Source organism: Ancylobacter sp. (assembly GCF_965249975.1).
In the GTDB taxonomy this organism is placed as follows: domain Bacteria; phylum Pseudomonadota; class Alphaproteobacteria; order Rhizobiales; family Xanthobacteraceae; genus Ancylobacter.
This window is the reverse complement of record NZ_CBDFNE010000006.1, coordinates 120,306-132,481: the sequence shown is the minus strand read 5'-3', so window position 1 is coordinate 132,481 and position 12,176 is coordinate 120,306. Positions and strand designations below refer to the sequence as shown.

The following is a 12,176-nucleotide window of genomic DNA, read 5'->3' as shown; positions in this document are numbered from 1 at the left end:
CTAGGCTCCGAAAAGGCGACGCTTGAGCTTGCCGAAGAACCGCCGCAGCTTGCGCGCGCGCTTCTCCACCTTGCGGCCGAGCTTGGTCTTCAGCGGCGCATTGGCAAAGGGCGTGCGGGCGCGATAGGCCATGAACAGGTCGCGCCGCGGGTGATTGCAGTCGGTGTAGTTGGGCTTCACCTGGCCGATGAAGTGGACGATGCGGGCGCCTTCCCACACGGCGGGATCGGCCTTGTAGACGCCCTTCTCCAGCCGGTGGTGCATGTTCCAGCTCTCGTCGAGCGGCAGCCATTCCCCGCGCAGCGCGCCGTTGAGCGCGTCCTGGTCCATCATCGGCAGCGATGGCCGCGAGGCGATGAATTCGAGCGTACGTTCGGTCACGCGCTCCCGCCGCCAAGCGTCGAGATCGATCAGCAGCACGCCGCTGTTGAAATAGCGCATCTCGTCCGGCAGGCCGATGGCGCGGTTGCGGGTGATGTGGCGCTGCGGCACCAGCCGGGCGACATCGTCCACCGCCGCCACCGCGAAACCCTGCATCGGCAGGGTGGCCAGCGGCGCCAGCGGCGCGGCGATCAGCGTGTCGCAATCGACATAGAGCAGACGCCCCGTCGCCTCGGCCAGCGTCAGCGGCATGAGGATGCGGGCATAGGCGGTGCGCGAGAGGTGGTTGTTCACCGGCCCGGTGGCGAAATGCCGGACCATGTCGTCGTCAATATCGAGGAAATGCAGGTCCGGCCTGCCATAGCTGGCGGCCATCCGCCGCTTGTCCTCGTCCGACACGCGGTCGCAGAACACCCAGACGGCGCTCACCGCGTCGCCGGCCCGGTCGGCGATCGAGGCCAGGAGAACGGCGGTCAGCTCGACATAGGCCGTGTCGGTGGCGGTGGCGACGATCAAGGGACATTCCCTTCCATGGGCACCACCGCGGCGTCCTTCGACTGCTGCAGCGTCAGCGCGGTCTTCACATTGCGCACATTCGGCGCCCCGGTCAGTTCCAGCACGAAGTTCTGGAACGTCCGCAGGTCCGGCGCGACGCAGAGCAGAATGAAATCGGTCTCGCCGGACAGCATCCAGCACGCCCGCACCAGCGGCCAGCGCTCGACCTGCGCGGCGAAGGCTGAGAGGTCGGCCTCGGCCTGGCTGATCAGGTGCACCATGGCGAAGGCCATCAGGTCGAAGCCGAGCTTCTTCTCGTCGAGCAGCGCCCGGTAGCCCTTGATGATGCCTTCCTCTTCCAGCGCGCGCACGCGGCGCAGGCAGGGCGGAGCGGAAATGCCGACCCGCTGGGACAGCTCCACATTGGTGATGCGGCCATCGCCCTGAAGCTCGCGAAGGATGTTCCAGTCGATCGCGTCGATGCGGCGAACCAAGGGGGTGTCTCCGTGTGCGGCGGCCGGTGGGGGCGCCCTTGGCCGCGACGCGAGTGCCGCCGCCGGCCAGAGCAATTATCTTGCGCGCGAGCCCCGCGCAATCTTCCTTCTGGAAAACTAATGGATAGCACCCCCCTGCCTTGCGGTTGCCAAGGTCAGCTCCTACATTTTCGCATGGCTAACGCAGCGGCCCGTGCACGGCGCTCATGTGTGGGCCGCGTTCCCTGCCGCGCTTTCCCCCTGCCGCAACTTTAGTGAGCCTGCCATGTCGGCCTCTTCCGCCCGCCCGGCCAACCACGTCAAGGTCCTGATCATCGGATCGGGCCCGGCGGGCTATACCGCCGCCGTCTATGCCGCACGCGCGATGCTGGAGCCGGTGCTGATCCAGGGCATCCAGCCCGGCGGGCAGCTGACCATCACCACCGATGTGGAGAACTATCCCGGCTTCGCCGATCCGATCCAGGGCCCGTGGCTGATGGAGCAGATGCAGGTGCAGGCCGAGAAGATGGGCACCCGCATCGTCAATGATCTGGTGACGCGGCTCGACCTCTCCTCCCGCCCGTTCCGCGCCGAGACCGATTCCGGGGTGTGGATCGCCGAGACCGTCATCCTCGCGACCGGCGCGCAGGCCCGCTGGCTCGATCTCGATTCCGAGCAGGCCTATCGCGGCCACGGCGTTTCCGCCTGCGCCACCTGCGACGGCTTCTTCTATCGCGGCAAGGAAGTGATGGTGATCGGCGGCGGCAACACAGCGGTCGAGGAAGCGCTGTTCCTGACCAATTTCGCCTCCAAGGTCACGGTGGTGCACCGGCGCGACAGCTTCCGCGCCGAGAAGATCCTGCAGGAGCGCCTGTTCGCCCATCCCAAGGTGGAGGTGGTGTGGAACGCCGCCCTGCATGAGGTGAAGGGCGAGCAGGAACCGCCCCACGTCACCGACGTGGTGCTGAAGGACGTGATCACCGGCGCGCTGTCCGAGCGACGGGCCGACGGCGTGTTCATCGCCATCGGCCACGCCCCGGCGACCGATCTCGTACAGGGCCAGCTGACGCTGAAGCCCAGCGGCTATGTCTGGACGGCCCCGCACTCCACCCAGACTTCGGTGGAAGGCGTGTTCGCCGCCGGCGATGTCGCCGACGACATTTTTCGCCAGGCGGTAACCGCCGCCGGCATGGGCTGCATGGCAGCGCTGGAAGCCGAGCGCTTCCTCGCCGCTCGCGAGCCGCTCGCCCAAGCCGCCGAATGAACGAGGGCACCCGTCGGATGGACAACAAGGCCAATCGCGCCCGTGACATGGACTGGGACAAGCTGAAAGTGTTCCACGTCGCGGCTGAAGCGGGTTCGTTCACCCATGCGGGTGAAGCGCTCGGCCTGTCGCAATCGGCGGTGAGCCGGCAGGTCTCGGCGCTGGAACAGGAACTCAACATCCCGCTGTTCCACCGCCATGCGCGCGGGCTGATCCTGACCGAACAGGGCGACCTGCTCTACCGCACCGCGCATGAAGTGTTCATGAAGCTGGAAGCGGCGCGGGCCAAGCTGACGGATTCGCGCGAGAAGCCGAATGGCGAGTTGCGGGTCACCACCACCATGGGCCTCGGCACCCATTGGCTGACCGCGCGGATCGGCGAGTTCCTCGAACTCTACCCCGATATCCGCATCACCCTCATCCTCACCGATGACGAGCTCGACCTCGCTATGCGCGAGGCGGACGTGGCCATTCGCCTGCGCCAGCCGGTGCAGCCGGACCTGATCCAGCGCAAGCTGTTCACCGTGCATTTCCACGCCTTCGCCTCGGCGGAATATCTCAAGCGCAACGGCCATCCGCGCTCGCTCGACGAGCTCGACAAGGACAAGCACCGCATCATCCTGCTCGGCGGGCCGATCCCCTCCTATTTCCAGGGGCTGAACTGGCTGGAACGGGCCGGGCTGGAAGACGATCAGGAAGGCCGCGTGCCCTCGCTCTCGGTCAACAATGTGCTCGGCCTCAAGCGTGCGGTGGAACGCGGCGTCGGCATCGGCATCGTGCCGGATTATCTGCTGGAGGATTCCGCCACGCTGGTGCAGCTCTTCCCCGAGCGGACCACGCCGACGCTGGAAGCCTATTTCGTCTACCCCCAGGAAATGCGCTCGGTGGCGCGCATCCAGGTGTTCCGCGACTTCCTGGTCGCCAAGGCGCAGCGCTGGAGCTTCTGAGCGCGCGTGAGCGCGCTCCTTGCCGACCTCACGCCGGCGGCAGGGCCTGCGCCACCTCGCGGGCGACATAGTCGCCCGCATGCTGCCAGCCCGCGTCATTATCGCCGCGAAAGCTGAGCAGCCGCTCGAACAGCAGCTTGCCGGTCGCGGCATCCAGCACCGCCACCCGCATCGACAGCACAAGCGTGCTCATCTTGTGCACGCTGCCCACCAGCAGAAAGCGCGCGCCTTCCGCCTTCGCCCGCTGGCGCAGCGCCTCCACCCCTTGCGCATCGAGCCGGCAGGCCCCGTCGCAGCCGAGCGGCAGGCTGCGCAGCTTGCCGTCCTGCCCAACGCCGCCGCGCACCTCCTGCGTCAGCGCGATCCGCCGCGTCTCATGCGCGCCGCGCTGGTCGGCGGGCTCTCCGGACGAATCGGTGAAGCCGATATCGGCCACCGCCACCAATTCCGGCGCAGCGGCGCGGGAGGTGGGCGCGGCGAGCGACACGGCAGCGAGCGCCAAAAGGGCGATCGGCAGACGCGGGGCACGATGGGAAACCGGCATGGCACTGCTCCCTGAAACATCCCGCTCTGCGGCGGATAGGTCGCAAATATACGCGGCTCCGCCCTTTTGAGACAGGCGAAACGACTCACGGAGGTAATGCGCCCGCCCAATTCGCAGGCAGTGACAGCGTTAAGAAACGCCCGATGCAATTACGCATGCCTGCCATGCAGGCATACATTATTGCAGAATGCCCGCGATATGAGCATAACAGCACCAGACGCCGAGGCGCCTTGCGTTTCGGCTGTTCCCCTCTGGAAGGTTCGCTGCTTCGGCAGCGAAAACTTTGGCCGGGCCCTTTTGGGACCCGGCCATTTTTCTTTCGGACGGAGGCGTGCCGCAGCGCCTCACATGAACAGCTTCTCGCCCGACATTCCCTTGTAGAGACCCGCGACCTGCTCGCCATAGCCGTTATAGAGCAGCGTCGGCCGGCGCTCGCCGGTGCCGATGTCGCGCTCGGAGGCCTGGCTCCAGCGCGGATGCGGGACCTCCGGGTTCACATTGGCCCAGAAGCCATATTCCCGGCCCTGCACCTGCTCCCACAGCCCCACCGGCCGCTCCGCGACGAAGGAGATGCGCACGATCGACTTCACCGACTTGAAGCCGTATTTCCACGGCAGGGCGAGCCGCAGCGGCGCGCCATACTGGTTGGGTGCCGGCTTGCCGTAAATGCCAGTGACGAGGAAGGCGAGGTCGTTGTTCGCCTCCGCCATCGTCAGCCCGTCAATATAGGGCCAGGGGTAGATGAAGCGCCGCTGGCCGAGCGCCACTTCCGGGTTCATGAAGGTCTCGAAGCGCACATATTTGGCGCCGGAGAGCGGCTTGGCATAGGCCACGAGGTCCTTCACCGGGAAGCCCGTCCAAGGCACCGTCATCGACCAGGCCTCGACGCAGCGGTGACGATAGATGCGCTCTTCCAGCGCCATGGCACGGATGAGATCGTCGATCCCGACCTCGCGCGGCTGCTCCACCAGCCCGTCGATCTTCACCGTCCACGGCCGGCGCGGCATGCGCGCGGCCACATCGGCGATCTGGTAGGCGGAACGCTCCGAGCCGAACTCGTAGAAATTGTTGTAATTGCCGGAAATCTCCTCCGGCGTGATCGGCCGGTCACCGGCCGTGAAGGCGGTGTTCTTCTTCGCGGGGTAAAGGTCGCGCGTGGGGTCGTTGGCGGGATCGCCCGGGGCCGGGGCAGCGTCGGCGAAAGGCGCGAGCGCGGCGGACAGGCCGGCGACGCCGAGCAGCCCCACCCCGGCGCCCAGCAAATTGCGGCGCGAGAGATAGGTGGCTTCCGGCGTGACCGCGCTCTCCGGCAGTTCCCAGGACCGGCGACGGCGTATGTGCATGGCAGGCTCCTCTTGGATGCTGCGAAGAGTACGCCGGAAGCCCGCCCTTTATTTCACCCGCCGCGTCAACTTCTCGTGCGGATATGAAAAAAGCCCGGCGGGGTGCCGCCGGGCTTTTCTGTCTCTGGACGGCGCCGCGGCGCCGTCCGGATCACTTGGACACGTGGCTCACTTGGAGACGAGGTGCAGATCACCCACGCCGAGCGCGACGTTCACGCCGGTCTGGCCTTCGACGCTGATCGGCTGCAGGGCGATGGTCTTGTTGGAACCGCCGACCAGCACGTTGCCGGCCACGCCGACGCCGAGCGCCACGCTGCCGGACACGCCGACATAGGTGCCGTCGAGATCGGTCGAGCGCACGCCCTTGGACGGAGCGAGCACGGTCCACAGCAGGATGTTGCGGCCGGTGATGCCGATATCCAGGCCCCAGCGATGGATCGAGCCCTCATAAGCGAACTTCTTGCCGCGCACGGTGGTGAAGGTGCAGTCCAGCGTGCGCTTGGAGCCGATGATGAAGCTCACCGACTTGGAACCCGTGCAGGCCAGCGAGCCAGCCTCAACGCGCTTGGTCTGGGCCGAGGCCGGCGCGGCGGCCAGGGTGGCGGCGCCGGCAACGAGCGCGGTGGCGAGCAGGCCGCGCGACAGAACAGTACGGAACATTCAATTCTCCTGACGATGACGCGCTGCCGGCTCTCGGGAACCGGCGCCCCCGCCCTATGGCGCTTGCCGGCCGGGGCGCGCCGCCCGGCCGGTCAGCACCCTCTTACCTCAACGAAGCGAGCCGCAGAAGCGCTGGATTCGCAGGCACGCCTCTTCCAGATCCTTGGTCGAGGTGGCGTAGGAGATGCGGAAGGCCGGGCCGAGGCCGAAGGCCGAGCCATGCACCACCGCGACGCCCTCGGCCTCCAGCAGTTCGGAGGCGAAGGCCTCGTCCGTGTCGATGACCTTGCCGGCCGGCGTCGACTTGCCGATCAGCCCGGCGCAGGAGGGATAGACGTAGAACGCGCCTTCCGGCTTCGGGCAGGTGAGGCCCGACGCCTGGTTGAGCATGGAGACCACGAGGTCGCGGCGCTCCTTGAACACCTTGTTGTTGGCGGCGATGAAGTCCTGCGGCCCGTTCAACGCCTCGACCGCCGCCCACTGGGCGATGGAGTTGGGGTTGGAGGTCGACTGCGACTGCAGCGTGCCGATGGCCTTGATCAGCGCCTCCGGCCCGGCGGCGTAGCCGATGCGCCAGCCGGTCATGCAATAGGCCTTGGAGACGCCGTTCATGGTCAGCGTGCGGTCGTAAAGCGCGGGCTCGACCTGCGCCGGGGTGACGAACTCGAAGTCGTCATAGACGAGGTGCTCATACATGTCGTCGGTGAGGATCCACACATGCGGATGCTTCACCAGCACATCGGTGAGCGCCTTCATCTCCTCGCGCGAATAGGCCGAGCCGGTCGGGTTGGACGGCGAGTTGAAGATCAGCCACTTGGTCTTCGGGGTGATCGCCGCTTCCAGCGCCTCGGGCTTCAGCTTGAAATTGTCTTCGAGCTTGGTCTCGACCGGCACCGGCGTGCCGCCGCAGAACTGGACGATATCGGGATAGCTGACCCAGTACGGCGCCGGGATGATCACCTCATCGCCGGCGTCGACGGTGGCGACGAGCGCGTTGAACAGCACCTGCTTGCCGCCGGTGCCGACCGTGACCTGGCTCGGCTTGTAGGTGAGGCCGTTCTCGCGCTTGAACTTGGCGACGATGGCCGCCTTCAGCTCGGGAATGCCGTCCACCGCGGTGTAACGGGTCTGGCCATCGCGGATCGCCTTGATGGCGGCTTCCTTGATGTTGTCGGGCGTCTCGAAATCGGGCTCGCCGGCCGCGAGCGCGATCACGTCACGTCCGGCCGCTTTCAGCTCCCGCGCCTTGTTGGAAATGGCGATGGTCTGGGAGGGATTGATGCGCTTCAGGGCGGCGGATATCAGGCTCATGGCCGGTCTCCCTTGAGGGTTTTGCGCGCGACAACTAGTCGAGCCCTTGCGCCCCGGCAAGCGATTCCCTACCTGCGGGCGGCACCCGCGCTGCGTTTTCCTGACGCGGCCTTCCACCAGACCTCTCTGCCGGGAATTCCTGCATGCTGAAGCTCCATGCCATGCAAAGTTCCGGCAACTCCTACAAGGTGCGGCTGCTGCTGGCCCGGCTCGGCCTGCCATTCGACCTCATCGATGTCGACCTGCTGCGCGGGGAGAACCGGACCCCCGACTTTCTGATGAAGAACCCGGAAGGCCGGGTGCCGCTGCTGGAACTGCCGGGCGGGCGCTATCTGCCGGAATCAAACGCCATCCTGTTCTATCTCGCCGACGGCACGCCGCTTCTGCCGAACGATCCGCTGGGCCGGGCGGAGGCGCTGCGCTGGATGTTCTTCGAGCAGCACAGCGTCGATTCCTCCATCGGCCATGCGCGTTTCTGGCTGAAGCTGGTGCGCGGCGGGCGCGACCTGCGCACCCACGACATCGACCGCTGGCTGGAGGAGGGCTATGCCGCCCTCGGCGTAATGGAGCGCCACCTCGGGCGCCGGCCCTTTTTCATCGACGGCACGCTCAGCGTCGCCGACATTGCCCTCTACGCCCATACCCATCTGGCGCATGAAGGCGATTTCGACCTGCGCCCGTTTCCGGCGGTACGCGAATGGCTGAAACGGGTCGAGGCGCAGCCCGGCCATGTGGCGATCGACTGGCGCCCCGCCCCGATTCTTCAAGAGGTTAACGGGGCTTAACCGCTTGCCCTGAAATCGCCCCGAAATGGCACCGGGTCGCCCAAACCGGCGTCCCCGGCCGGCCGCCTTCCCGCACGAACTTACCGTCAGCCAAGGGCACCCGCCCGGACCGATTGAAGGGAGTTCGCCATGACCGATCCGATGTCGAACCAGTTCCCCGCCGCCCTGCCGCACACCGGCACCGTGGCGACCAAGCGCTATACGGCCGGCCGCCGGCTGCGCCGCGCCGCGCTGGAAGCCGGCGTCGTCCTGTCGCTGACCGTGGCCATCGTCGCCGTGCTGTGCCTGTTCGGCCTGCAGCGCGCCTCGGCCTTCGAACTGGTGCAGGGCACCGCCTCGGATGAACGCCTCGCCATCGGCGCGGTGCTGCTGGCCGCCTTTGTCGGCCTCTCCGGCCTCACCACCTTCATGCTGCGCAGCACGCTGCAGGCCGCCGGTGAGGCGAGCCCGCAGGAGTCGCGGCGGGGCCGTGGCTGAGCTCCCCCGCCGGGCAGGTTCGGCGTCGGCGCCCTGACCTAACGGCATCGTGCGCGACAGGCGATTGGCCTGCCGCGCCGTGTGTTCTAACCATACGGCTCGCAACCGAACCCCGGAGCGCGCCGTGCCTCATCCTTCCCTCTGCTGGCGCCTCGCGTCGCGTCGCACCGCTTTCGCCTTCGCTGGCCTGCTGGCGGCACTGATTCTCGCCACCGCCGCGCAGGCACAGCAACCGGAAAGCGCGCCGATCGAGGCCCCCTCCTCCATCGGCCCGCTGAGCGTCGAGACCGTCGCCGCCGGCCTGCGCAGCCCCTGGGGTCTCGCTTTCCTTCCCGATGGCCGCATGCTGGTGACCGAGCGTCCCGGCTCGCTGCGCCTCGTCAGCCCGAGCGGCACCGTCTCCGCCCCCGTCGCCGGTGTGCCGCCGGTGTTCGCGCGTGGCCAGGGTGGTCTGCTCGATGTCGCGCTGGCCCCGGATTTCGACCGTAGCCGACTCGTCTATCTCGCCTATGCCGAGCCGCGCGAGGGCGCCTCCGGCACCTCGGTGGCGCGCGGCCGGCTGATGGAAGAGAATGGCGATGCGCGCTTGGAGAATGTCGAGGTCATCTTCCGCCAGTCTCCGGCCGCCGGCGGCAGCAACCATTACGGCGCGCGGCTCGTCTTCGCCCGCGACGGGACGCTGTTCGTCACCCTCGGCGACCGCTACTCCCAGCGCGAGCAGGCGCAGAACCTGTCCAACCATCTCGGCAAGATCGTCCGCATCGCCGGCAATGGCGACGTGCCGGCCGACAACCCCCTCCGCCAGAAGAACGGCGCCCGGCCGGAAATCTGGAGCTATGGCCACCGCAATGTGCAGGGCGCGGCGCTCGACCCCGCCACCGGCCGGCTCTGGACCATCGAGCACGGTGCGCGCGGCGGCGACGAGCTGAACCACCCCGAAGCCGGCAAGAATTACGGTTGGCCGGTCATCTCCTATGGCCGCGACTATTCCGGCACCGCCATTGGCGAAGGCACGGAAAAGGCCGGGATGGAACAGCCGGTGAAATATTGGGACCCGTCCTTCGCTCCCTCCGGCCTCGCCTTCTACACCGGCACGCTGATGCCGAAATGGAAGGGCGATCTGTTTGCCGGCGGCCTCGCCGGCACGCGGCTGGTGCGGCTGCGGCTCGACGCCGCGCGCGGCAACGTCACCGAGGAGGAGGTGCTGCTCACCGACCTCAACGCCCGCATACGCGATGTGCGCCAGGGACCGGACGGCGCGCTGTGGCTGCTTACCGACGATCCCTCGAATGGCCGCCTGCTGCGCGTCGCCCCCGCCGACTGAGGCTCACGACCATTTCTGGAAGATGAAGAACGCCCCGAGCGCGATCAGGGCGAAGCCGATCAGGTGGTTCCAGTGGAACGGCTCCTTCAGCCACAGCACGGAGAAGCCGGCGAACACCACCAGCGTGATCACCTCCTGCATGGTCTTGAGTTCGACCGTCGAATAGACGGCGGAGCCATAGCGGTTGGCCGGCACCGCAAGGCAATATTCGAAAAAGGCGATGCCCCAGCTCGCCAAGATGGCGATGAGCAGCGGCGAGGATTTGTGCTTGAGGTGGCCATACCAGGCGAAGGTCATGAAGATGTTCGAGGCGAACAGCAGCACGATCGGCGTCAGCGTGGGCGGCAGCAGCGACGAGAAGAACGGCATGGGGGGAATCCGGTTGCGATGCGCCGAGCATCACCGCCTGCCCGCCGCCGTCAATGGTGACGCACATCGTGGTCATGGCGCGGCCGGGAACGCGTTGCGGCAAGAGCGGCCGCGGCCGGACGGTCGCGCGCGACCTGACGGGCGCCGGCGGCCCTATGACGAAGCCTTTCTCGACCTTCACAAGTAAGTGATACGTATTTGCTTCAGCATTACTTGGAAACCGAACGCCGGTCGCAAAATACCGACAACGGCAACGTGGTCTGTGGAATGCCAGATTCCAGCCGTTCACGCGCCGTCATCTCTGCAACTTTTGCCCGAAACGCCGCCTTTTTCTAGCGGCGCCGGGCTCAACGCCATGACGCCACCTTCTGGAACAGGGAGAGCGTTATGAAGCGAAACGAGACGGCACGACATGGATTGGCCCTGTTGAGCACCGGCGTGCTCGCGGCCTGCCTGGTGATGGCGACAGCCCCGGCCGATGCCCGCCTGGGCGGGCTGGGCGGCGGCCGTGATGGCGGCTCATCAGCCGGGGGCAAGAGCGATGGCGGCGGCAAGAGCGCGAGCGGCCGCAGCAAAAGCGATGGCGGAAGCAGGAGCGCGAGCGGTCGCAGCGGCGGGCTCGGCGGCTCGGTGGGCCGGGCGGCCTCCGGTGTTGGCCGCTCCGTCGGCGGCGCTGTTTCGGGTGTCGGCCGGGCGGCCGGCGGCGCACTGTCGGGCGTGGGTGACGGCGTCAGCCGCGCCGGCGATGCCGCCAGCGCCAGCAGCGGCGGCACCGGCCTGGGCGGCACGGTCGGCGGGGCGGTGAGCGGCGCCGGTCGCGCAGTGTCGGGTATCGGCAGCGGCGTCTCCGGCGCCACGAGCGGCCTTGGCGGTGCGGTCAGCGGGCTCGGCTCCGGCCTCGGCGCGGCGACGAGCGGCGTCGGCGCGGTGGATCAGCGAGGCGATGCGACCACCTCTCTTACTGGGCGTGCACCGGTCGCCGCCAATGTGGTCGGCCTGCAGATACAACTGCTCAAGCCCGGCCAGCGCCCGCTCGGCTTCGGCCGCAGCACCAGCGGCAACATCGCGGATGTGAACGCGAATGTGCTGGGCCGGCGCGGCGTCAATGCCGATGTCGCGGTCAGCACGTCGCGCCAGCGGCCACTCGGCGCCGACGCGCGCGTCGGCGCGCTTGGTCCGCGCGGCGTCAACGCCAATGCCGACGCGACGCTCGGTGACCGGCGCACCGCCTCGCGCAGCCTGGCCGATGCCAATATCGGGCTGAACGCGCTCGGGCCGCGGGGGCTGAACAGCACCAACCGCGCCACCATTGGCGGCCGGCAGGCCGTGGATGTGGCAAGCCGCACCACGCTCGGCGGCCCGCGCGGCCTGCGCGCCAATGCGGATGTCGATGTCGGCGGCGAGACCACCGCCGCGGTGGGTGTCGATATCGGCATCGGCGGCGGCGGCCCCGGTGGCCCGGGCGGTCCGGGTGGCCCCGGTGGTCCGGGTGGTCCGGGCGGTCCGGGCACTCCCGGCGGCCCCTCGGCCGGTGGCGGCGGCGCGGCGACGGGCGGCAACGCCAACCGCTCCGACATGGCGGCGAAAAAGACGCGCTGCACGGGCGTCCTCTCCGAGCCGCGCGCCTATGATGCCGGCATTGTTGCGCTGTGCCGCGACCTCGTCGGCGGCTAATCGACAGCATCGGAGGCCGCCCCGGATCCCGGGGGCGGCCTTCACCTTTATCCCAGCCGTCTCCACCCCCGGCGCCTTTCCCTAGGGAACGTCTTTGCTCTGCCGCGATTGCAGAGGAGTATTCCGTGG

General features: G+C 67.9%; 13 protein-coding genes. 6 read left to right on the top strand and 7 right to left on the bottom strand.

The window, feature by feature from the left end; all coding sequences use genetic code 11:
• Together ACP2AH_RS09195 and ACP2AH_RS09190 are read right to left on the bottom strand one after the other, a co-directional pair.
• A complete protein-coding gene (locus ACP2AH_RS09195; RefSeq protein ID WP_425105520.1) occupies positions 1-897 on the bottom strand; it encodes a glycosyltransferase family 8 protein in 897 nt (298 codons plus the stop codon).
• Positions 894-1,370, bottom strand: a complete 477-nt coding sequence (locus ACP2AH_RS09190; RefSeq protein WP_244375821.1) for an Lrp/AsnC family transcriptional regulator — start codon at positions 1,368-1,370, stop codon at positions 894-896. Before ACP2AH_RS09190 ends, ACP2AH_RS09195 begins: the two co-directional genes overlap by 4 nt.
• A 265-nt stretch (positions 1,371-1,635) precedes the next feature.
• Here ACP2AH_RS09190 and trxB point away from each other — a divergent pair, with 265 nt between their 5' ends.
• Both trxB and ACP2AH_RS09180 read left to right on the top strand, forming a co-directional pair.
• The gene (gene trxB, locus ACP2AH_RS09185) at positions 1,636-2,613 is read left to right on the top strand and encodes a thioredoxin-disulfide reductase (protein ID WP_425105519.1); all 978 of its coding nucleotides are present in this window, start codon (positions 1,636-1,638) and stop codon (positions 2,611-2,613) included.
• Positions 2,614-2,660: 47 nt separating this feature from the next.
• On the top strand, positions 2,661-3,560 hold the full coding sequence (locus ACP2AH_RS09180) for a LysR family transcriptional regulator (protein WP_162841762.1): 900 nt from the start codon (positions 2,661-2,663) through the stop codon (positions 3,558-3,560).
• Positions 3,561-3,588: 28 nt separating this feature from the next.
• Here ACP2AH_RS09180 and ACP2AH_RS09175 read toward each other — a convergent pair whose 3' ends face one another.
• The 4 genes from ACP2AH_RS09175 to ACP2AH_RS09160 form a co-directional block, all read right to left on the bottom strand.
• Positions 3,589-4,104: a DUF2380 domain-containing protein gene (locus tag ACP2AH_RS09175; protein WP_425105518.1), complete on the bottom strand. Its 516-nt coding sequence runs from the start codon at positions 4,102-4,104 to the stop codon at positions 3,589-3,591.
• Between the two features lie 344 nt (positions 4,105-4,448).
• A complete protein-coding gene (msrP, locus tag ACP2AH_RS09170; protein ID WP_421700337.1) occupies positions 4,449-5,447 on the bottom strand; it encodes a protein-methionine-sulfoxide reductase catalytic subunit MsrP in 999 nt (332 codons plus the stop codon).
• 168 nt (positions 5,448-5,615) lie between these two features.
• Positions 5,616-6,107 carry a DUF992 domain-containing protein gene (locus ACP2AH_RS09165; protein ID WP_425105517.1) on the bottom strand — a complete coding sequence of 164 codons (492 nt, stop codon included), beginning with the start codon at positions 6,105-6,107 and terminating at the stop codon, positions 5,616-5,618.
• A gap of 108 nt (positions 6,108-6,215) precedes the next feature.
• Positions 6,216-7,418 carry a pyridoxal phosphate-dependent aminotransferase gene (locus tag ACP2AH_RS09160; RefSeq protein ID WP_244375811.1) on the bottom strand — a complete coding sequence of 401 codons (1,203 nt, stop codon included), beginning with the start codon at positions 7,416-7,418 and terminating at the stop codon, positions 6,216-6,218.
• A 143-nt stretch (positions 7,419-7,561) separates the two neighbouring features.
• Between ACP2AH_RS09160 and ACP2AH_RS09155 the strand changes: the two genes are divergently transcribed.
• The 3 genes from ACP2AH_RS09155 to ACP2AH_RS09145 all read left to right on the top strand — a co-directional run bounded on the left by ACP2AH_RS09155 (position 7,562) and on the right by ACP2AH_RS09145 (position 10,004).
• Positions 7,562-8,203: a glutathione S-transferase family protein gene (locus ACP2AH_RS09155; protein WP_425105516.1), complete on the top strand. Its 642-nt coding sequence runs from the start codon at positions 7,562-7,564 to the stop codon at positions 8,201-8,203.
• A gap of 129 nt (positions 8,204-8,332) precedes the next feature.
• Positions 8,333-8,680, top strand: coding sequence for a hypothetical protein (locus tag ACP2AH_RS09150; RefSeq protein WP_421700334.1), 348 nt, complete (start codon positions 8,333-8,335; stop codon positions 8,678-8,680).
• A gap of 187 nt (positions 8,681-8,867) precedes the next feature.
• Positions 8,868-10,004, top strand: coding sequence for a PQQ-dependent sugar dehydrogenase (locus ACP2AH_RS09145; RefSeq protein ID WP_425105538.1), 1,137 nt, complete (start codon positions 8,868-8,870; stop codon positions 10,002-10,004).
• Positions 10,005-10,007: 3 nt separating this feature from the next.
• Here ACP2AH_RS09145 and ACP2AH_RS09140 read toward each other — a convergent pair whose 3' ends face one another.
• On the bottom strand, positions 10,008-10,373 hold the full coding sequence (locus ACP2AH_RS09140) for a DMT family protein (protein WP_244375805.1): 366 nt from the start codon (positions 10,371-10,373) through the stop codon (positions 10,008-10,010).
• Between the two features lie 426 nt (positions 10,374-10,799).
• Between ACP2AH_RS09140 and ACP2AH_RS09135 the strand changes: the two genes are divergently transcribed.
• Positions 10,800-12,047, top strand: a complete 1,248-nt coding sequence (locus ACP2AH_RS09135) for a hypothetical protein (RefSeq protein WP_425105515.1) — start codon at positions 10,800-10,802, stop codon at positions 12,045-12,047.
• Positions 12,048-12,176 lie beyond the last annotated feature (129 nt).

Coding starts and splice junctions, on each gene's coding strand:
- trxB (WP_425105519.1), top strand. CDS start 1,636: ATGTCGGCCTCTTCCGCCCGCCCGGCCAACCACGTCAAGGTCCTGATC.
- ACP2AH_RS09180 (WP_162841762.1), top strand. CDS start 2,661: ATGGACTGGGACAAGCTGAAAGTGTTCCACGTCGCGGCTGAAGCGGGT.
- ACP2AH_RS09175 (WP_425105518.1), bottom strand. CDS start 4,104: ATGCCGGTTTCCCATCGTGCCCCGCGTCTGCCGATCGCCCTTTTGGCG.
- msrP (WP_421700337.1), bottom strand. CDS start 5,447: ATGCACATACGCCGTCGCCGGTCCTGGGAACTGCCGGAGAGCGCGGTC.
- ACP2AH_RS09165 (WP_425105517.1), bottom strand. CDS start 6,107: ATGTTCCGTACTGTTCTGTCGCGCGGCCTGCTCGCCACCGCGCTCGTT.
- ACP2AH_RS09160 (WP_244375811.1), bottom strand. CDS start 7,418: ATGAGCCTGATATCCGCCGCCCTGAAGCGCATCAATCCCTCCCAGACC.
- ACP2AH_RS09155 (WP_425105516.1), top strand. CDS start 7,562: ATGCTGAAGCTCCATGCCATGCAAAGTTCCGGCAACTCCTACAAGGTG.
- ACP2AH_RS09150 (WP_421700334.1), top strand. CDS start 8,333: ATGACCGATCCGATGTCGAACCAGTTCCCCGCCGCCCTGCCGCACACC.
- ACP2AH_RS09140 (WP_244375805.1), bottom strand. CDS start 10,373: ATGCCGTTCTTCTCGTCGCTGCTGCCGCCCACGCTGACGCCGATCGTG.